At 67.4% G+C, this 19,011-nt stretch carries 16 protein-coding genes and 1 tRNA gene; 7 read left to right on the forward strand and 10 right to left on the reverse strand.

Going from position 1 to position 19,011, the window contains the following annotated elements:
- The first annotated feature begins 34 nt into the window (after positions 1-34).
- From JW792_RS10110 to JW792_RS10120, 3 genes are read left to right on the forward strand one after another with little or no spacing between them, the layout of a single operon-like run.
- On the forward strand, positions 35-1,411 hold the full coding sequence (locus tag JW792_RS10110) for a TolC family protein (protein WP_158291645.1): 1,377 nt from the start codon (positions 35-37) through the stop codon (positions 1,409-1,411).
- 5 nt (positions 1,412-1,416) lie between these two features.
- Complete coding sequence (locus JW792_RS10115) at positions 1,417-2,811, forward strand: multicopper oxidase family protein (protein ID WP_420871272.1); 1,395 nt, start codon at positions 1,417-1,419, stop codon at positions 2,809-2,811.
- A 9-nt stretch (positions 2,812-2,820) separates the two neighbouring features.
- Positions 2,821-3,153, forward strand: coding sequence for a copper-binding protein (locus JW792_RS10120; RefSeq protein WP_135997223.1), 333 nt, complete (start codon positions 2,821-2,823; stop codon positions 3,151-3,153).
- Positions 3,154-3,156: 3 nt separating this feature from the next.
- Here JW792_RS10120 and JW792_RS10125 read toward each other — a convergent pair whose 3' ends face one another.
- Together JW792_RS10125 and mgtE are read right to left on the reverse strand one after the other, a co-directional pair.
- Positions 3,157-4,119, reverse strand: a complete 963-nt coding sequence (locus JW792_RS10125; protein WP_135997224.1) for a magnesium transporter CorA family protein — start codon at positions 4,117-4,119, stop codon at positions 3,157-3,159.
- Positions 4,120-4,140: 21 nt separating this feature from the next.
- Positions 4,141-5,457: a magnesium transporter gene (gene mgtE, locus JW792_RS10130; protein ID WP_135997226.1), complete on the reverse strand. Its 1,317-nt coding sequence runs from the start codon at positions 5,455-5,457 to the stop codon at positions 4,141-4,143.
- 119 nt (positions 5,458-5,576) lie between these two features.
- Between mgtE and mscL the strand changes: the two genes are divergently transcribed.
- The gene (mscL, locus tag JW792_RS10135) at positions 5,577-6,002 is read left to right on the forward strand and encodes a large conductance mechanosensitive channel protein MscL (RefSeq protein ID WP_135997228.1); all 426 of its coding nucleotides are present in this window, start codon (positions 5,577-5,579) and stop codon (positions 6,000-6,002) included.
- Between the two features lie 174 nt (positions 6,003-6,176).
- Here mscL and JW792_RS10140 read toward each other — a convergent pair whose 3' ends face one another.
- On the reverse strand, positions 6,177-6,461 hold the full coding sequence (locus tag JW792_RS10140) for a hypothetical protein (RefSeq protein ID WP_135997229.1): 285 nt from the start codon (positions 6,459-6,461) through the stop codon (positions 6,177-6,179).
- Positions 6,462-6,654: 193 nt separating this feature from the next.
- Here JW792_RS10140 and JW792_RS10145 point away from each other — a divergent pair, with 193 nt between their 5' ends.
- Complete coding sequence (locus tag JW792_RS10145) at positions 6,655-7,041, forward strand: NADH dehydrogenase ubiquinone Fe-S protein 4 (protein WP_158291646.1); 387 nt, start codon at positions 6,655-6,657, stop codon at positions 7,039-7,041.
- A gap of 104 nt (positions 7,042-7,145) precedes the next feature.
- Here JW792_RS10145 and JW792_RS10150 read toward each other — a convergent pair.
- The 4 genes from JW792_RS10150 to JW792_RS10165 all read right to left on the reverse strand — a co-directional run bounded on the left by JW792_RS10150 (position 7,146) and on the right by JW792_RS10165 (position 10,955).
- A tRNA-Met gene (locus JW792_RS10150) sits at positions 7,146-7,222 on the reverse strand.
- Positions 7,223-7,435: 213 nt separating this feature from the next.
- Positions 7,436-9,475: a methyl-accepting chemotaxis protein gene (locus JW792_RS10155; protein WP_135997232.1), complete on the reverse strand. Its 2,040-nt coding sequence runs from the start codon at positions 9,473-9,475 to the stop codon at positions 7,436-7,438.
- Positions 9,476-9,556: 81 nt separating this feature from the next.
- Positions 9,557-9,886 (reverse strand): energy transducer TonB, encoded by a 330-nt coding sequence (locus JW792_RS10160; RefSeq protein WP_135997233.1) that lies wholly within the window; start codon positions 9,884-9,886, stop codon positions 9,557-9,559.
- A gap of 169 nt (positions 9,887-10,055) precedes the next feature.
- Entirely contained in the window at positions 10,056-10,955 is a 900-nt protein-coding gene (locus JW792_RS10165) for a cation diffusion facilitator family transporter (protein ID WP_135997234.1), read from the reverse strand.
- Between the two features lie 231 nt (positions 10,956-11,186).
- On the opposite strand from JW792_RS10165, the gene mnmA reads away from it, so the two are divergent.
- Positions 11,187-12,353 (forward strand): tRNA 2-thiouridine(34) synthase MnmA, encoded by a 1,167-nt coding sequence (gene mnmA, locus JW792_RS10170; RefSeq protein ID WP_420871273.1) that lies wholly within the window; start codon positions 11,187-11,189, stop codon positions 12,351-12,353.
- Here mnmA and JW792_RS10175 read toward each other — a convergent pair.
- Both JW792_RS10175 and JW792_RS10180 read right to left on the reverse strand, forming a co-directional pair.
- Positions 12,350-13,597 (reverse strand): MFS transporter, encoded by a 1,248-nt coding sequence (locus JW792_RS10175; RefSeq protein WP_135997236.1) that lies wholly within the window; start codon positions 13,595-13,597, stop codon positions 12,350-12,352. The two genes, mnmA and JW792_RS10175, sit on opposite strands and share 4 nt — an antisense overlap.
- 374 nt (positions 13,598-13,971) lie before the next feature.
- Positions 13,972-15,990, reverse strand: a complete 2,019-nt coding sequence (locus JW792_RS10180) for a S9 family peptidase (protein ID WP_241094944.1) — start codon at positions 15,988-15,990, stop codon at positions 13,972-13,974.
- Between the two features lie 569 nt (positions 15,991-16,559).
- On the opposite strand from JW792_RS10180, the gene JW792_RS10185 reads away from it, so the two are divergent.
- Entirely contained in the window at positions 16,560-17,159 is a 600-nt protein-coding gene (locus tag JW792_RS10185; RefSeq protein ID WP_135997237.1) for a hypothetical protein, read from the forward strand.
- Positions 17,160-17,688: 529 nt separating this feature from the next.
- On the opposite strand, the gene JW792_RS10190 is transcribed toward JW792_RS10185, so the two are convergent.
- Positions 17,689-18,936: a hypothetical protein gene (locus JW792_RS10190; RefSeq protein ID WP_206340780.1), complete on the reverse strand. Its 1,248-nt coding sequence runs from the start codon at positions 18,934-18,936 to the stop codon at positions 17,689-17,691.
- Positions 18,937-19,011: the final 75 nt, after the last annotated feature.

Below are 19,011 nucleotides of genomic sequence, written 5' to 3' on the forward strand. Positions count from 1 at the left end.
GGTACCCATAGGGGGTATGGTACTAGCCTTGCCCATGAGGCACAAGATTTCATTCATTGCGCCGGTCCTGTCCGCCGCGCTCCTGGCCGGATGCGCCAGCGTTGACTACGACGCGGAGCAGTCCGGCATCTTCGCCGCCGCCGCCGGGCGCGCCGCGGTCGCCCCCGCCGATGCCGCGGCGATCGAGGCCGCCCTCGCCGGACCGCTCACCGAGGAGACGGCCGTCGCCATCGCGCTGGCCAACAATCGCGGACTGCGCGCCGAGCTCGCCGCGTCGGGCCTGGCGCGCGCCGACTGGGTCGAGGCCGGCACCCTGCCCGATCTCGCCGCCGAGCTGAACATCATCCCCGTCGAGGGCTCCGACATTCTCGACATCGATCTCGCCGCGCCGGTGCTGCGCCTGCTGGCCCTGCCGGCCTATCGCGCCGAAGCGCGCCGGCGCTACGACGCCGCGCGCGACAGGGCGGTGCTGGAAGTGGTCGACTTCATCGCCGCCACGCGGCTCGCCTTCGTCGAGGCCGTGGCCGCGCGCCAGCGCGCCGAACTCGCCGCCACCGTGGAAGATGCCGTCAACGCCTCCCTGCTGGTGTCGGAGGAACTGCATGCCGCGGGCAATATCCCGGCCGTCGATCTCGACCGGGAACGGGTGCAAGCCCACCAGGTCCGCCTGTTCGCCGAGGACGCCCGGCTCGCCGCCGAGCTCGCCGAGACGGCGCTGAAGGCGCGGCTGGGGCTTGAGGCCGAAACCGGCCTCGACCTGCCCAGCCGGCTGCCCGATCCGGCGGGCGAGCCTCCCGCCGCCGGAGCGGTGGCGGAGCGGGCGCTCGAGGCCTCGCTGGCGCTCGCCGCCGCGCGCGCCGAGGCCGAGGCTGCGGCGACGGCGGCCGGCCTGGCCAATCCAGAGAGCCTGATCGGCCATGTCGAGGCCGGCGCCGTCCTCGAACGCGAGGACGGGGACTGGACGGACGGGCTCCTGATCGAGGCGGAGCTGCCGCTCTTCACGCTGGGCCATCCCGCCCGCGCCCGGGCGCGCATCCGCGCCGAGGCCGCGCTCGACCGGCTCGCCCAGCTCACGCTCGACACGGCTGCGGCCGCGCGCATGGCGGCGCGCGAGGCCGAGGCGGCAGGCGCGCAGGCGCGCTTCATCCGGGAAAGCCTCCTGCCGACGAGCGAGCAGGCGCTCGACGGCGTGATGGCCGAATACAACGCGATGCAGATCGGCGTCTTCGACCTGCTCGACGCCTACGAGACCCATATCGCCGTCGGCCGGTCCTATGTCGACGCGCTGGAACGCCACCATGGCGCGCGCACCCGCCTGGAGCAGGTGCTGGCCGGGGGCAGTGCGGTCGCGCCGAGCCTGGAGGCCGGCGTGCCGGCCGGCAATCCCGGCGGCGGGCAAGGAGACCACTGATGAGCGTGTCGAGACGATCCCTGTTCGCGGCCGGGGCCGGCGGCCTCGTCGCCGCCCCGCTGCTGGCCGCGCCCGCCCAGGCGCGCACGCCGTCCTGGCCGGCCCATTCGGCGACGGTTCAAAGCCATGACGGGCTCGAGCCCGGCCGTCCGGGACGCGACTACACCCCGGTCGTCACGCCGGACGGGGCCACCCTGCCCTTCCGCATCGTCGGCGGGGTGAAGGTCTTCCACCTGATCGCCGAAGAGGTCGAGCACGAGTTCGCCCCGGGCCTGACCGCGACGTGCTGGGGCTATAACGGGCGGGTGCACGGCCCGACGATCGAGGCGGTCGAGGGCGACCGGGTGCGCATCTACGTCACCAACCGCCTGATCGCGCCGACCACGGTGCACTGGCACGGCGTGGTCCTGCCCTCGGGCATGGACGGCGTGGGCGGGCTGTCCCAGGCCTCGATCGATCCCGGCGAGACCTTCGTCTACGAGTTCACCTTCCGCCAGCACGGCACGTTCATGTACCATTCCCACCACGACGAGATGACCCAGATGGCGCTCGGCCTGATGGGCATGATCGTGGTCCATCCGCGAAATCCGCGCGGGCCGCGGCCTGACCGCGACTATGCAATGATGCTCTCGACCTGGAAGATCCGGCCCGGCGCGCGCCGTCCCGATCCCAACGAGATGAGCGATTTCAACGTTCTCACGATGAACGCCAAGGCCTATCCGGGCACCTCGCCGATGACGGCCGAGCTTGGCGAGCGCGTGCGCATCCGCATCGGCAATCTCTCGGCCATGCACCATCACCCGATCCACCTGCACGGCTACGCCTTCCGCGAGGTGGCGACCGATGGCGGGGATATTCCCGAGAGCGCGCAGAAGCCGGAAACGAGCGTGCTCGTCCCGGTCGGCGCGACGCGCGACATCGAGTTCGTCGCCGACAATCCGGGCGACTGGGCGATGCACTGCCACATGACCCATCACGTGATGAACCAGATGGGTCACGGCTTCCCGAACATGATCGGGGTGAACGCGCGCAATATCGACCGCGCCGTCGGCTCGCTCCTGCCGGCCTACATGACGATGGGCCAGGACGGGATGGGCGAGATGGGCGAGCATGTCGGGATGGGCCACATGGACGTGCCGGAGAACTCCATCCCCATGGTCGGGGCGCACGGACCGCACGGCTACATCACGATGGGCGGCATGTTCACCATTCTAAAAGTGCGCGACCGCCTGCCCGCGAACGGCGCCGATCCGGGCTGGTACCAGGCCCCGCCGGGCACCCAGGCGCGCGCCGCGACCGGCGCCGAGCTTGCCCGCGACGGCATCGACACCGGCAGCGCGACGCAGTCGCCCGCACACACGCCGGCATCCTCCAACGGCTCCGGCCATCACGATCACTAGGATTTCGCCATGCTGACCCTTGCGCTCGCCCTCGCCCTCTCGGTCCAGGACGCCCACGCCGGCCGACACGATCACCACGCGATGGGGGCCGAGAGCGCGGCACGCTCCACGGTCGTCGCCGACGTGCGCACCGTCGACGAAGACGCCCGCACCGCGCTCCTGCGCCACGAGGCGATGGAGGAGCTGTCCATGCCCTCCATGGTGATGGAATTCGAAGTCGCCGAGCCGGTCGATTTCACCCTGTTCCGGCCCGGAGCGGCGCTGATCGTCACGGTGGAGAACCGCGGCGGCGTGCTGACCGTGGTCGAGGCGCGACCCGAGGACGCGCACGCGGGACACTAGGCGCTAAAGCCAGTTGCGGTGCTTGAAATACAGGTAGGGCACGACCGCGAAGAACACCATCAGGCCGACCGCCCAGGGATAGCCGAACGTCCATCCCAGCTCCGGCATCACCTCGAAATTCATCCCGTAGATGCTCGCCACCAGGGTCGGCGGCAGGAAGATCACCGCGAGCACCGAGAACAGGTTCATCACCTTGTTCTGCGCGGTGTTGATGAAGCCGAGCGTGGCGTCGAGCAGGAAGGAGATGCGCCCTTCCAGATAGGCGTTGTGCTCGATGAGGGATTTCAGGTCCGCGCGCAGGTCCTCGACCGCTCCGGCGCTCTCGCCCGCGCCCTCGGGCAGGCGCACGAAGCCCATGAGGCGGTGCAGGCTCGACAGGCTCTGCTGGGCCTTTCCGATACGGCTGGAATTGACGCCGATCTTGGTCAGGAGCGCCTCGTAGGTCTCGCTCTGCTGGGCCGAGCGCATGGTCTCGCGGCTTTCGAACAGGGTGGTGGAGACCTCCTCCAGCCGCGCTCCCGATTCCTCCAGGATGTCCGCGAGCCGGTCGACGATGGTTTCCAGGAGCCCGACGAGCACGTCGGCCCCGGTTTTCGGCGCGCCCTTGCGCGCGATCGTTTTCACATAGGTCTCGAACGGGCGCGGCTCGTGATAGCGCACGGTGACGAGTCGCTCTCCGGAGAGCACGAAGGTCACCGGCCCCTCGACCGGCATGCGTTGCTCGGACACGCTGATCAGGGTCGCGGTCATCACGCTCGCCCCGTTCTCGCGGTAGAGCCGGGAGCTCGCCTCGATCTCCTCCATCTCCTCGCGCGTCGGGATATCGTGGCCCAGCAGGGCCTCGACCTTGTCTTCCTCGGCCGGCGTGGGCGCGAGAAGGTCGATCCACAGCGTGGCGGCCGGGACCGGGTCGTGCGCCTCGATCTCGCGCGGGCGGGACGAGCCGGGTTCGAGAATGCGCAGCATGAAGCCTCCCTTCGCGCCCGGTCAGATGCCCAGCACCGCCTTGGCGATGAGGAAATATATCACGAGGCCCACCGCATCGATCACCGTGTTCACCACCGGGGAGGAGAACACCGCAGGATCGATGGAGAGGACGCGCGCGACCATCGGCATGACCGCGCCCGACAGGGCTGCAAAGCCGATGATGGCGAGCCCGGAGAGCGCCACGGTCAGGGCGATCCCGGGCGGGAAGAAGGCGATGAGCAGTGCATAGCCGGCCAGCGCGAGCGCCGCGCCCATCACCAGCGCCGCGCCGACTTCCTTTCCCGCCACGGCCAGGGCGTCGGCGGTCCCGATATCGCGCACCGCGAGCGCGCGCACCACGGTGGTCACCGACTGGGTCCCGGCATTGCCGCCCATACCGATGAGCAGCGGGATGAACAGGGCGAGGGCAACGGTTTCCTCCAGCTGCGCCTCGAAGGCGTCGAGCACCTGGACGGTGAGCGCATAGGCGAGCATGAGCACGGCGAGCCAGGTGATGCGCGAGCGCACGAGCCCGAACAGGGAAACCGACAGGTAGGGCGCGGCCGCCGGCTCGGTCGCCCCGGCCCGGGCGATGTCCTCGGCCTGCTCGAATTCCAGCACCTCCATGGCGTCGTCGAAGGTGACGATGCCGACGAGCCGGCCATCCTCCCCGACCACCGGCACGGCCATCAGGTCGGCCTCCTTCATCAGGCGCGCCACCGCCTCCTGGTCGGTCTTCGTCTCCACCGAGGGGACGTCGCGCGTCGCCACGTCGCCGACGCTCTGCCCGCCTTCGGCAAGGACCAGCTGACCGAGTCCGACCGTGCCGACAAGGGTCATGTCCTCGTCCACGACCGGCATGAAATGAATGGTCTCGGCGCGCTCGGCCTTCGCGCGGACCTCCTCCAGCGCGTCGGCGACGCTCATGTCCGGCCTCAGGCGAACGAATTCGGGCGTCATGATCCGCCCGGCGCTCTGCTCGGGATAGGCCAGCAGCTGCCGGGTCAGGGCGCGCGCCTCCTCGCCGAGGCTCTCGAGCAGGCTCTGCGCGCGATCCTCGGGCAGGTAGGCGATCAGGCGGGCGCGATTGTCCGGCGCCATCCCCTCGATCAGCGCCTTGCGCTCCTCGCCCTCGTGATCCTCGACGATCGCCTTCTGGGCCGGCGGCTCCAGCCGGGAGAACACCGGCAGCGCCTTGCCCGCCGGCAGCTCGCGGAAGGCGCGCGCGCAATCCTTCGCCCCGGCGCGGTTCAGCGCGGCGGCGACCGCATGCACGCCGGCATCCTGAAGCCAGTCGCGCCGCTCCTGCCGGTCGCGCGGCAGCACGATCTCTTCCATGCGCCTGCCTTGCCTCCCCGGATCGAGAACCTTTCCCGGCCCTGCCGGTTCTGGGTTAGAACGAGAGCGGACGAACGCCCGTTCCGTCTTCCGGAGCGGCAAAGGGGAGGCTGAAAGCCATGTTCAAGGAATTTCGCGAATTCGCCATGCGCGGCAATGTCGTCGACCTCGCGGTCGGCTTCATCCTCGGGGGCGCGTTTTCCACCATCGTCAAGTCGCTGGTCAGCGACATCCTGATGCCGCCGCTGGGGCTCGTGCTCGGCGGCGTGGATTTCGAGAACCTGTTCATCACGCTCGGCGAGGGGCGCTACGAATCCCTCGCCCAGGCCCAGGAGGCCGGCGCGGCGACGATCAATTACGGGCTGTTCGTGAACAATGTGATCAGCTTCGTGATCCTCGCCCTCGCCCTGTTCTTCCTGATCAAGGGCATGAACCGGCTGCAGCGCAAGAAGCAGGACGACGTGCCCGAGCAGCCCCCGGCCAAGCCGCGCCAGGAGGAGCTGCTGGAGGAGATCCGCGACGCGCTGGTCAAGCGCGCCGGGTAAGGCGGTCCCGGCGGCACGGGACGCGGAACCGCCGGATCCGTCCGCAATCCTGCAGCCGAACGTACACGGGCCCCGGACCGGGCCATGGCGCGCGCGGGCATCACTCGCGCGGCCGCGCGTCGCCTGCGTGATGCCCGCCCTCCGCGCCACAGGCCGCGGCGGCGTCAGCCGCGTTCACCCCTGCGCCCGCGTCCCGTAGCGACCGACCTCCTTGCGCAGGCCCGCGAGAAAGCGGTCGAACGCCTCCTCGACCTCGCCCGCGGCGAGATCGGAGAGCGCCGGATCGTCCACGTCGAAGGTCTGCAGTCTCAGCGTATCGCGGTAGCCGCGCGCCAGGTCCTCCACGAAGGCGGCCGGGTCGCGGGCATGGGACACCGAGAAGGCGAACAGGCGCTGCAGCATGTGCTCGAGGACGAAGACCCGGCACTCCAGCTCGAGCGCGCGTCGATCGATCGTCATTTCCGTCTCCCTGCCGTGCTCGGCAACGCACCCGAAAATCGCCGCTCAAGATAGGAAATCCTCCCGTCCGGGCCAAGGCTTGCGGCCTCGCCGGCCGGTCTTGACGCGAACGGCCGCCGACACGATCTCGATGCGCGGGCCGGAGCGGAGGTCCTGCTCCGCCCTTCGTCGTTTCTCTTCCCAGGAGGTGGCGATGACCGGGACCGACAGCTTGAACGTCGAACGCCTGGAGGAAGCGGACCCGCAGGGGCCGCGCGAGGCCATGGATATCCTGGAGCGGGCGGCACGCACGGCGCGCGGCTCCGGGCCGGTCCGCGACGGCGGCGCGCCGGCGCCGCATGCGCCGGCCGCGCTCATCTACCGCCCGGCGCGCAATCCGAACCAGGCCGTGCGCCCGCGGCGGGGCTGGATGCTCGAACTCGTCCCCGAGACCGCGCAGCGGCCCGAGCCGCTGATGGGCTGGATCAGCGGGGACGATCCGCGCCGCCAGGTGCGCCTGCGCTTCACCACGCGCGAGGCGGCGATCCGCTTCGCCGAACGCCGGGGCTGGCACGTGCGCGTGCGCGAGGATCACGGCTAGCGCGGGCGCATCGGCCACGGCCGGAACGACCCGCGCCGGGCGAATGCCCGGCAGCGCCCCGGCACGAATGTCGGCGAACCTGTCGATTCGTGGGAAGAAAAGGATGGTAGCGGAGGAGGGACTTGAACCCCCGACACGCGGATTATGATTCCGCTGCTCTAACCAGCTGAGCTACTCCGCCCTGAGGCGTCGGCCTGGAGCGAAACGTGCGCACGGGGGCCACCTTCGTCAAGCCGCGTCAGGCGCTGGCATATACGGTCTGCGGGGCGCGCGCGCAAGCCTTCGGGGAGGCCGAAACCGGGTTTATCGCAGAGCCGGGCGCAGCACCGCGGCCGAAACGAAAAGGGCGGCCCCGAAGGGCCGCCCTCTCCTCCCCTCAGTCAGGCTGTGAGCCTCAGGCCGCGCGCACGCCGTCCAGGAAGCGGCGCACCGCCTCGCGCAGGTCGCTCGCCTCGGTGTTCAGGCTCGTGGCGGCCTGGTTGACCTGGGCGGCGCACTGGCCGGTTTCCGACACGGTCGCATCGACGCCTTGAATGGATTCGGCGACCTTGCGGGTGCCGCCCGCGGCCTCCTGGGCCGAGCGGGTGATCTCGCTCGCCGCCGCGCGCTGTTCCTCCATGGCCGCGGCGATGGCGGTGGAGATTTCCGTCATCTCCCCGATCACCTGGCCGATATTGGCGATGGCCGCGACGGCCTTCTCGGTCGCGGACTGGATGCCGCTGATCTGTTCGGAGATCGAGCCGGTGGCGTTCGCCGTCTGGCTCGCCAGCGTCTTGACCTCGCTCGCGACCACCGCGAAGCCCTTGCCGGCCTCGCCGGCCCTGGCGGCCTCGATGGTGGCGTTCAGCGCCAGCAGGTTGGTCTGCTCGGCGATGTCGTTGATGAGGCGCACCACGCCGTCGATCTTGTGGGCGGCCTCGCTCAGGGTCTTCACATCGCCATTGGCCTCGGCGACGCGGCTGGCGGCCTGCTGGGCGATGTCGTTGGAGCGGGTGATCTGCTGGGCGATCTCGCTGATCGAGGAGGTCATCTCCTCTGCGGCCGCGGCGACCGTGTCGACATTCTGCGCGGCGGTGGAGCCGGCCTCGTTGGCGTCGGCGGTCTTCTGGCTCGCGCCCTGCGAACTCTCGGTCAGCGCGTGGGCGGCCATTTCCATCTCGCCGGCCGCATCGGAGACGGCCTTCAGGGCGCGCGAGGAGGCCTCCTCGAAGCCCGCGACGAGCTCCTCGATCGACTTCGCGCGGGCCTCGCGGGCCTTGCGCTCGGCCTCGCTCTCGGACTCCAGGCGCTGGCGCTCGATGGCGTTCTCGCGGAACACCTCCACCGCGCGGGCCATGCCGGCGATCTCGTCGCGGCCCTCGTCGTCGACCTCGCGGCTGGTGTCTCCGGCGGCGAGCGCCGTCATGGCGTCGGAGATCGCGGTCAGGCGCTTGAGGAGATTGCCGCTCACGTAGAACCACGCGATGGCGGCGGAGATGGCGACCGCGGCGATCGAGATCGCGGCGAGCAGCACGGTGCCGAAACCGATCGCGCTATAGCCCTTGCTCATCGCGGCATCGGCACGCTCGTTCGCCTCGGCGGCAGCCGCGCCGACGAGTTCGGCGAGCACGGCGTCGGCCATGCGGGCCTCCTCCACCGCCGCGTCGGCGTCCGCGTTCGCGGCGAGCTCGGCGATGCGGCTGTCGAAGATCCCCGTCTCGCCCTCGGCATGGGCGAGGAAGGCGTTGGCAGGCACCCGGATCTCGTCACCGATCGCGTCGCCGAGAATGGCGAGATTGACGAAGAGCTCGTCGGAGGCGTCGAGGAAGTTGTCCTGCACCGCCTCGACCGCGGCCGCGTCCTGGGCGCCGTCGAGCTCGGCATACTGGGTGGCGATCAGGTTGAGCGCCATGATGGTGCGCAAGAGGGTCTCGATCTGGGCCGGGTCCTCGGCCTCGTCGAGTTCGGCCTCGAGACCGGCAGCGGCCCGGGCGCGTTCGTCGAGCGCCTCGCGCACATGGGCGATGCGCGTGTCGCGCGCTTCCAGCTTGGCATTGACCGGACCGGCCGCCTCGTCGACGCGCGCGGCGAGATCGGCGAGCGCGCTTTCCACCTCGGCCAGGCGCGCGGCATCGAGACCGGCGGCCTCCATCTGGTCGGCGGCGGCGCGGGCCTCCTCCACGAGGCTGCCGAGGCGGGCGCTCGCACTGGTCGCCTCCACCTGGTCGCGCGAGCGCGCGAAGGCGGCAAGCTCGCCGGTGATGGCGTTCGCCGTGGCTTCCAGGCGCTGCGTGGATTCGGCAAGCGGGGCGGCTTCCTCGACCACGTCGGTCAGGGCCGAACGCGCGCTGGAGAACGCGAAGAGCCCGGCGCCGGCGGCGGCGAGCGTCGTCACGGTCACGAGGGCGAAGGCGGCCAGCAGACGAGTCTGGACCGAATGGATCGAGATTTTCATGTTAGGTCCCCGCTAAGGTTAACGCAGTCAGTTCGAAGAAAGGGCGGCGTCCCGTAACGCCGCCCTTCCCGTTTTCCGGGTCTAGCTGCCCAGATTGAAGTCGAAACGCTTCTCGATGCCGGTCGCCGTGACGCCGGGGGCGTAGCGCCAGCTCTCGAGCGCGCGCAGCACGGCACGGTCGAACACGCCTTCGGGGGTCTGCTCGACCACCTCGACATCGGCGATCTCGCCCGTGTCGGTGATGTTGTAGCGCACCGTCACGTAACCCTCGAGTTCGCGGCGTTCCGCGCCGCGCGGATATTCGGGAGCCGCGACTTCAACCAGCTCGGGCTCTTGCGCCAGAGCCGCCGGAGCGGCCACCAGGCCAGCACCCATCGCGACGATCGCCATCAGGCTCGAAATCTTCTTCATCACACCCAACCCTGTCTGTTCTGCCGCTTCTTGAAGCACGCGGCTGTTCCACACGAATAAACGCCCGCCCCACCCCGGTTCGGGCATGCATAGGGATATACACAGACAGGTGTAACCAGCCGCTTAACGCGGGCACTGAAGCCGCAGTTTTGCGATTATTTCCGCTACATCAATGGTCTGCGCATTCGCCGAGTTCAGCCTCGACCGTCACGTGCGCGAGCCCGTGCGCCTCGTGCAGGCGCAGCTTGATCCGCTTGACGGTGGCGTCGACCGGCGCCCCTGCCGCCAGGCGGGCATGCAGCGTGATCATCGGCCGCTCCTGGGTGATCGACCAGACATGCATGTGGTGGATGTCTTCCACCCCCTCGATATGGGCGAGGAGATCGTCCCGGACGTGCTCGCGGTCGATGTCCGGCGGGGCGGCCTCGAGGAGGATGAAGCCGGCATCGCGCATCAGCCTGTAGGCCGAAACCGCGATCAGCGCGGAGATGGCGAGCGAGAGGAGGGTGTCGATCGGGGTGAAGCCGGTCAGCAGGATGACCGCCGCGGCCACGATCGCCGCGATCGAGCCGAGAATGTCGCCCATCACGTGGGCCGCGGCGCCGCGGATGTTGAGATTCTCCCGGTCCGCCCCGTGCAGGATCCAGAAGGCGACGAGGTTCACCAGAAGCCCCAGCGTGGCGATCATCATCATCGGCCCGGCCTCGATGTCCTCGGGGCGGGCGAGCCGGCCGAGCGCCTCGATCGCGATCCACACCACGATGACGCCGAGCGTCACCCCGTTGGCGAAGGCCACCAGCACCTGGATCCGGTCGAAGCCGAAGGTGCGCCGGGCGTCCGCCGGCCGGCGCGACAGGCGGAAGGCGAACCAGGCGAGCGCCAGCGCGGCGAAATCGGTGAACATGTGCGCGGCGTCGGCCAGCAGGGCGAGCGAGCCGGTCAGGATCCCGCCGATCACCTCGGCGATCATGAACACACCGGTGATCGCCGCCGCGATCAGCGTGCGCCGCTCGTTGCCCGCGTGGGTATGGGCGTGGTGGTGATGATGGTGGGCGTGATCGTGGGCCATGAACCGGAGAGTTAGCCTGCCGCGCCGCAGGTGGGAAGCTATGGAATAACGTTGCGGCCTCGCGACGGGCTCCCCTTCCGGAACGGCGCGTCTTCGCCTATATCCCGCCCATCTTTCACGTTTGCTGGCGGCCTTGACCCGTCAGGAGGCACGCACATGACGACGCTTTTCGACCGCACCCCGGCGCGCGCCGGGGGGGCACCCGTTGCCGCACCGCCCGGGCCGCGCGCCATGGACGCCGACCGCGTCGATGCGCTGATGGCCGAGTTCGGCCTTGTCGGCGATTTCCTCGATCTGGGCGGCGATCCGTCCTCCCACCGCGTCGTCGCGGCGATGTCGGGCGGGGTGGATTCCTCGGTCGTCGCCGCGGTGCTGCACCGCGCCGGCTACGATGTCGTCGGCATGACGCTGCAGCTCTACGATCACGGCGAGGCGATCCACAGGAAGGGCGCGTGCTGCGCCGGCCAGGACATCCACGACGCCCGCCGCGTCGCGGAGGCGCTGGGCTTTCCCCATTACGTGCTCGATTACGAATCCCGCTTTCGCGAACAGGTGATGGAGGATTTCGCCGAGACCTATCTCGCCGGTGCGACTCCCATCCCCTGCGTGCGGTGCAACCAGACGGTCAAGTTCGCCGACCTTCTGGCCACCGCGCGCCAGCTGGGCGCCGATGCGCTCGCGACCGGTCACTACATCCGCCGCCAGATGGCGGGCGGAAACCGGCCCGAGCTGCGCCGCGCCGCCGATGCGGGCAAGGACCAGAGCTATTTCCTGTTCGCCACGACGGGCGAGCAGCTCGATTTCCTGCGCTTCCCGCTCGGCCATCTGACCAAGGACCAGACCCGCGCGCTCGCCGAGGCGTTCGGGCTCGTCGTCGCGCACAAGCCCGACAGCCAGGACATCTGCTTCGTGCCGGACGGGGACTATGCCTCCGTCGTGAAGAAGCTGCGTCCCGACGCTGCGGTGCCGGGCGAGATCGTCCATCTCGACGGCCGGGTGCTGGGCACCCACGAGGGCGTGATTCACTACACGGTCGGCCAGCGCCGCGGGCTCGGCATCGCGACCGGCGAGCCGCTCTACGTCGTGAGGCTCGACGCGGAGAACGCCCGCGTGATCGTCGGCCCGCGCGAGGCGCTGGAGGTGACGCGCATCCGGCTCGCGGACGTCAACTGGATCGGCGACGGGGACCTCGCCGAGGCCGACGGCCTGCCCGTCGGCGTGAAGGTGCGCTCGACCCGCCCGCCCACGCCCGCCGCCCTGGAAGTCAGGGACGGCGCGGTCACCGTGATCCTGCACCGCGGCGAGGAGGGCGTCGCGCCGGGCCAGGCCTGCGTGTTCTACTCGGCCGGCGACCACGACCGCGTGCTCGGCGGGGGCTGGATCGCGGCGACGCGCTAGCCGGCCGTCCTCGCGCGCCTCTTGCGCACCAGGAACATCGCCAGCGCCACGGCGCAGAACGCCGAGGCGGCCACGAAGGGCGCGCCGGGAAAGACGATCCCCGCGAGCCCGCCCTGGAAGGCGAAGAAGAGCTGGGTGTACAGCAGCGGCGAGATCACCAGCACCACCCCGCCGAGCGCGGAGAGCCCGCCCTGCAGCTCGCCCTGCGCGTCGGGCTCGACGCGCTCGGTCATCACCTTCTGCAGGGCCGGGCCCTCCATGCCGGTGATCAGGGCGGTGGAAAGCCAGAGATAGAGCACGGTCCCGTTCGGCGCGGTCGCCATGCCCAGCAGCGCGACCGTCTCGACCGCGAGCGCGATCCAGATCGCGCGCCGCTCGCCGATGCGCGGCAGGAGCAGCGGGACCATGACGGCCTGGGACAGCGCGAACAGCACGCCGAACACCGCGAGCGAGACCCCGATCTGCGCCTCGCTCCACTCGAACTTGGCGATCGCGACATAGGCCCAGACCGCGGGATAGACGAAGCCGGAGAGCTGGGAGAAGAACCAGACCCACAGCATCACCCCGACGCCCTCGGCCCGGCGCAGGCGCAGGAGCGTGCCGAACACGTTCGCGCGCCTCCAGGAGAAGGCGCGCCGGCGCTCCTTCGGCAGGCTTTCGGGCACCACGAACCAGCCGTAGAGCGCGTTCGCGCCGGCGAGCGCCGCGGCGGCGAAGAAGGGCGCGCGGGGCGACAGCTCGCCGAGCAGGCCGCCGAGCGCGGGGCCGAGGATGAAGCCCACCCCCATCGCGGCGCCGAGCCAGCCGAAGCGGGCGCTGCGTTTCTGCGCCGGGGTGGTGTCGGCGATATAGGCGTTCGCGGTGGAATGGGTCGCGGCGAAGATGCCCGACAGCATGCGCGCGAAGAAGAAGACGAAGAGCGCGTGGGCAAGGCCCATCAAGAGGAAGTCGAGGCACAGCGCGGTCAGCGAGAGCAGGAGGACCGGCCGGCGCCCGAAGCGGTCCGACAATCCCCCGATCACCGGCGAGCAGAAGAACTGCATCACCGCGAAGAGGAAGCTCGCCAGCCCGCCCCAGCGGGCCGCCTCCCCGACCCCGCCCCCGGTCAGCTCCATCAGGAGCGAGGGCAGGACCGGCATGATGAGGGCGAAGGCGAGCGCGTCGATGAGCACGGTGCCGACGACGAACACCGCCGCCGCCCGCCGCCTGGCCCCGCCGGCCGAAATGAGGCTCGCCTCGCTCATGGCGCGGTCCCTTGTCCCCCGATTGCGGCGGGATCATGGCGCGCGGGAGGGTGAGAGTCTCGAAAGGGTTTTTCGACTCCTACTACGACTACCATGGCCCTCCTTCCGGCCCGCCGGCGACGGGCGGGGCGGAGGGGGAGGCGGCAGGTCATGGCAGGCTCCGGGGACGCGAGCGGGAGAGTATAGGGCGGGTGGAGGGTGGGGCGGATAGGATCCCCAACCCTCGTCATCCTCCGGCGATGCGAAGCATCGACCGGAGGACCCATGTCGTACCCGAGACGCCGCGCCCCTCGCCGCCGGAGAGGCATGGGTGGCCCGGTCAAGCCGGGCCATGACAGGTAGGGGGAAGCGCGGAAAACCTCACGGCGTCGCGGCTACTCCCCCTCGCCGAGCCCCAGCTTCTCCTCCAGGAATTCCGCCTGCAGGCGGTAGTAGAAGAGCTGGTTGGAGAGCTTGCGCCAGCCATGGCCCTCGTCGGGGATACGGACATAGACCGCTTCCACGCCGTTCTCGCGCAGGGTGCGCACCATGGTCTCGGTCTCGGCGATGTCGATGCGCGGATCGTTGACGCCGTGGCTGTAGAGCACCGGCACGTCGATATGCTCGGCCTGGCGGATCGGGGAATTCTCCCGGTAGAACTCCTGCCAGCGCTCCTCGGTGATGTCGCCGTACTCGATGCGGTCCGAGGCGCGAAGGGCCGGCGAGGCGACCTCCAGCGCGGTCACCCAGTCGGCGACGCCGTAGAGCGAGGCCCCGGCGATGAAATTGCCCGGATAGTTCGCCAGCACCGCATTGACCGCATAGCCGCCATAGGAGCCGCCCACGACCGCGGCGCGGTCGGCATCCACGCGCCCGTCCTCGCGCAGCGCTTCGAGCATGTCGACGAGGTCGCGGATGGAATGCAGGCGGTTCTCCCGGTCGTCGAGCGTCACATAGGTGTGCCCGAAGCCGGTCGAGCCGCGCACATTGGGCTCGAACACCGCCACGCCCCGGTCGACATGGTATTGCACCACGGCGTCGAAATTCGGCCGCGACTGCGCGGTCGGCCCGCCATGGACGAAGAACACCACCGGCGGCGCGCCCTCACCCTGACGCGAGCTCTCGTCGGGCAGATACAGAAGCCCCTGCAGCTCCACCCCGTCGCGCGCCGTCATGCGCACGCTCTCCGGGCGGACGAGACGGTCCGGATCGAGCCCGGCCATCGGCGCGGCGAAGGTCTGGTGCAGCTCTCGCCCGGCGAAATCCCAGACGAACACGCTGCCGGGCGTGGCATAGCCGCTGACCGTGATCGCCATGGCGTCGCTGTCCCCGGAGCAGTGCAGCGAATACACCCCGGCGGGCAGCTCGGGCGCCTCGAGCGCGCGGTCCCGGCGCCGGTCGCGCAGGTGCAGCACGGAGAAGCCGTCCTCGTTCGTGGTGAAGGCGAGCCAGCGGTCGTTCGCCCCGCACAGGGTGACGTTCTCGATATCGTGGCCCTCTTCCGCCTCGACGAGCTCGAAACTGCCCGCCTCGATGTCGTATTCCATCAGCGCGGCGTATTCGCGCTCGCGGTTGGTGGCGAGCAGGAATCCCGAGGAATCGTCGAACCACTCCACGCCCTCGTGCGCGGCGCGGCGCTCGGGCGCGGAGACGGTGGTGCGCTCCCCGGTTTCCAGGTTCAGCAGGTAGAGATCGTTGGAATCCTCCCCGCGGCTTTGCGACACCGTGACGAGGCGCCCGTCGGGGGAGACCTCGCCGGGATAGTTCCCGAACCTGCCCTCGTAGACGAGGCTCGCCGCCCCGGTTCCCACGTCAGCGGTGTAGATGTCGAAATCGAGCCCGGTGCGCGCGGTGGAGGCGTAGACGATTCTCTCGCCCCCGCCAGCGAAATCGCCGAACACGCGGAAGGCCCCGGCCTCGGCGGGCAGGATCACGCGCTCGCTGCTGCCGTCGGCGGCGATCAGATAGAACGCCTCCTGCTCGTTGCCGTCATTGTCCGCGCCGTAGATCAGGGACTGCCCGTCCGGGGCCCAGGAAAAGAAGGTGATACCGTTGCCGTAGGTCAGGCGCACCGGCTGGCCGCCTTCGGCCGGGGCGACCCACAGCTGGGGTTCCCCGGTGATCGACCAGCGGAAGGCGACCTGGCTGCCGTCGGGAGAGATCTGCGCCCCCGCGGCCGCCCCGTTGGAGGCCAGGATGTAGCGCGCGATATCGGCCGGATCCTCGCCCGCGAGCCCGACGCGCACGGCGGTGTCCTCTGGCTCGATCGCGACCAGCGCCGCGTCGTATCCCGACTGCCCGCCGGGCGTGTAGCCGGTGTCCTCGTCCTGCTGGCCGGTCTCCTGCGCCGCGGCGGCGGCGGTGAGCATGGCGAGCGCGGCGGTGGTGGTGAGAAGGGTGTGGAGCGCGGTCATGGGGTGTCCTCCCTGTGTCTGGAGGGAGGGTAGGCCATGAGGGGTGGCGGGGGAAGGTGGGCGTCGGCGGCGTTCGATCCGGGCCAGGGCGGGCGCCCGATCCCCGGCCATGCGCCCCCTACCCTATCGCTTCCCGGCGAAAGCCGGGATCCAGGGATCGAAGAGCGCCGTCATCCGATGCCGGCACGCGGCCTCCCCTAGGCCCCGGCTTTCGCCGGGGAGCGGGGAAGCGAAGTTTTACGCCTCCCCGGCCCTGCAAGGCGGTGTCCGGCCGTCCCCGTTTCCAGGGACGTCACACCCAACGGCCGCTCTTTCATGAACCGGGGCTTTAATCCGGCCCATTCGAGGCATCGCCCTCACCACCACGCAACAGGACGCTCCGGACGCGCCCCCTTCGATGCGGCGAGGTGGGGGGAGTATGGGGGGGTGGTGAGGGAGGGGGATAAGATTGCCGTACTGCCGCTCCCGAAGCGGAGAAAAGGGGAACAACGTCAAATTTATCTACCTTGTTGACAAGCCGTAAGATTCAAGACGCAATACGGTTTATAGTTGTGATTCGGTAGGTCTCCATGCCTCGCTTTGCATTCTCAACATTCGTCAAAATGGCTCTTTTGCCGTCGCACGAGCTTTCTTCTGAGCTAGAGAAATACAGCAAGAAGGGCTCAGGCTATGATTTCTACCGAACGCTCCGTGCCGCATCGAAGAGGTTCGCGGGCGATGGCCAAGACTTTCCGACGGCAGTTGAAGCAATCGCTGCATTGAAGACCGGTCCCGAGCGTGCCCATAATCTGGCGGCGGCTACCTCGTTGAAGGATTGGATCAGCAAGAAGAAGCCGAAGCTCTACCCACCACCAGAAGCGAAAATTTATCAGGGTCCGAAGAAGAAATTTGAAATCCGCATCGAGCCAGAGTTTACGATGGAGTTCGACGGGGCGCTTTGGCTGGTGCATGTGTTTAATTCCCAGAAGCTAAGGGTGACCCCGACTGCGGCCGAGCCGGCTCTGCATCTTCTCAAGCGAAAGTACGCTGACACCGAATACGGAAACTACAGCCCCGGCATTCTGGACCTAGGAGCCAAGCGTCTGGTCGGAAAAGTCTGGAACTCAAATCGAGCAGCGAAAAATTTCTCACATCTTGTGGATGATATAACGCGGAGACTTGAGGATTAACAGATTGCGACCACAGGATTGAGTGTTCCGAGGCGAGGATGGAGCAGGACCAAACAAAGATCCGTCATATCTGGAATCAGGAGCGAGTGCCTGTAATTCATCGGCGTACGGGCGAGAGAGAAAAGCATCGCGTCCGCCTTCCCTATTCAAAGGAAAACAGGACGTGGCTTCAACACTCCGGTCGAGCCGAACCTGTTTGGAATCGGTTAGAGAAATGCTGGCTAACGCCCAAGAGTTGGTTCAACGGATTAGTAAAGCGATGCCTCGAGCATTACGGCAGCGTATACATCGTTCAGCCTTACAACGAGATGGAGAAATGCGCCCCGGCTTGCAAGAATGCAACCGGCTTCGAATGCGAATGTTCCTGCATGGGTGCGTATCATGGGATCAGAAACGACGGGAGCTGGTTTGAAGTCGACGAAGCGTTCGCATTTCGATGGAAGGGACAGAGTCTAGCTTGCCGGCTGTTGAGACGCTGAGAAGCTGGATGCGGCGTTGAAAACCATCAGATAGGTCTTAATCTATGGATTTATTGGGCGCCGACAAACCCAGCAAATTGCGCGTGACGCCTTAGAGTGGTTCTTACTGCTCCGCAAATGCTAGATGGCCGCGTGTTATCGGGAGCAAACGCTTTTAGCTCAACGATAACTTTATTCGGTTTCTCGGCCCCGCTTCGCTCAATAAAAACATCAGCGCGAACCGTGGAGTGCTTCGATTTGATTGTTTCCTCGCTCTGAGCATTAATTCCTAATGCGCTAAATGATGCTGCTATTCGAGCGCCTATCTGTGTAGGTTTATCGGTTACCGAAAGATACCAGTCGCGGGCTTTGCGCGCTCTCTCGGATTCACGCTCTCGGAGCGGTGAATATCCCGTTGGGTCCCAGGCTCCCGTCACGATTGAATAAAAGTGGGTCCGTGCAAAACGATCCAAATATGTTCGGGGTGGGGTATAAGCCGCATCATCAAGGTTGTTGCAGAGCGCGTGCAAATCAGCGGCAGCGATCGGAACAAGCCTCATATCAAAATATAATCTAGCTCTATTATATTCTTTGAGCGGAAGTTTCGCTCGATCTTCCGCATTAAGGTGTCGGTACCAGGCGCTCCAATCTAATTTGTACCCCTGCCTAGGGTCGGTGAATTGATGAATCCTAGTGATTCTCGTGGCGTCCGTAACCGGCCACAACATCACCACTGTGTACTCGCTCAGGTCTTGTAACGCTTCGATCTGATCAGCCAGCCTGGCTCCAACACCTTCAATCGTAGAGCCGATGGTCTGGTTTCGGCGCGCAACGTCTTCTATATCAGATCGAATCAAACCAAAATCAGAAATTGGCTTATCATTGTGAAATTGAAAAGTCTCTTCTATAATTTCTGGCCATTCATCTCTATCGAGACTAAGGATTTCGAATTCTTTGGAAATAAGAATTCTTTCGTTCCTTGATGTCGCTTCCACAAGGGAACTTTGGAAAGACTTACTTGTTGTTAGCCATAGGAATAAAATCTTGCTGTCTCGAAGATCTCCGCGGTCCAGAAGCGCGAGTCGCTCGACAAAAGCGCTTGGCAATTCTTTCTGAGATGCAGCGACCTCTTCATATTGGTCGATCACAGCCACGACAGGTCGACCTTGTGCTTCAAAGCGAATTTTCTCGATTTCAGACTCAAAGTATTTCGAATCTGAGACCGCATTCCGGTCGAGAGGGTGCACATACACCTCCGGCAGATGCGTTCCTAGCTCAAGGGCAGCGCAGGTTTTGCCTGATCCACTCTTTCCGAACACGGGCAAGAACCGTATCCCGCCGAGCATTTCCATAGACCGAAACGCAGATTGCACTTTCACGATAAGCGACCGATT

The sequence above is a fragment of the Marinicauda algicola genome (genome assembly GCF_017161425.1).
GTDB classification, from domain to species: domain Bacteria; phylum Pseudomonadota; class Alphaproteobacteria; order Caulobacterales; family Maricaulaceae; genus Marinicauda; species Marinicauda algicola.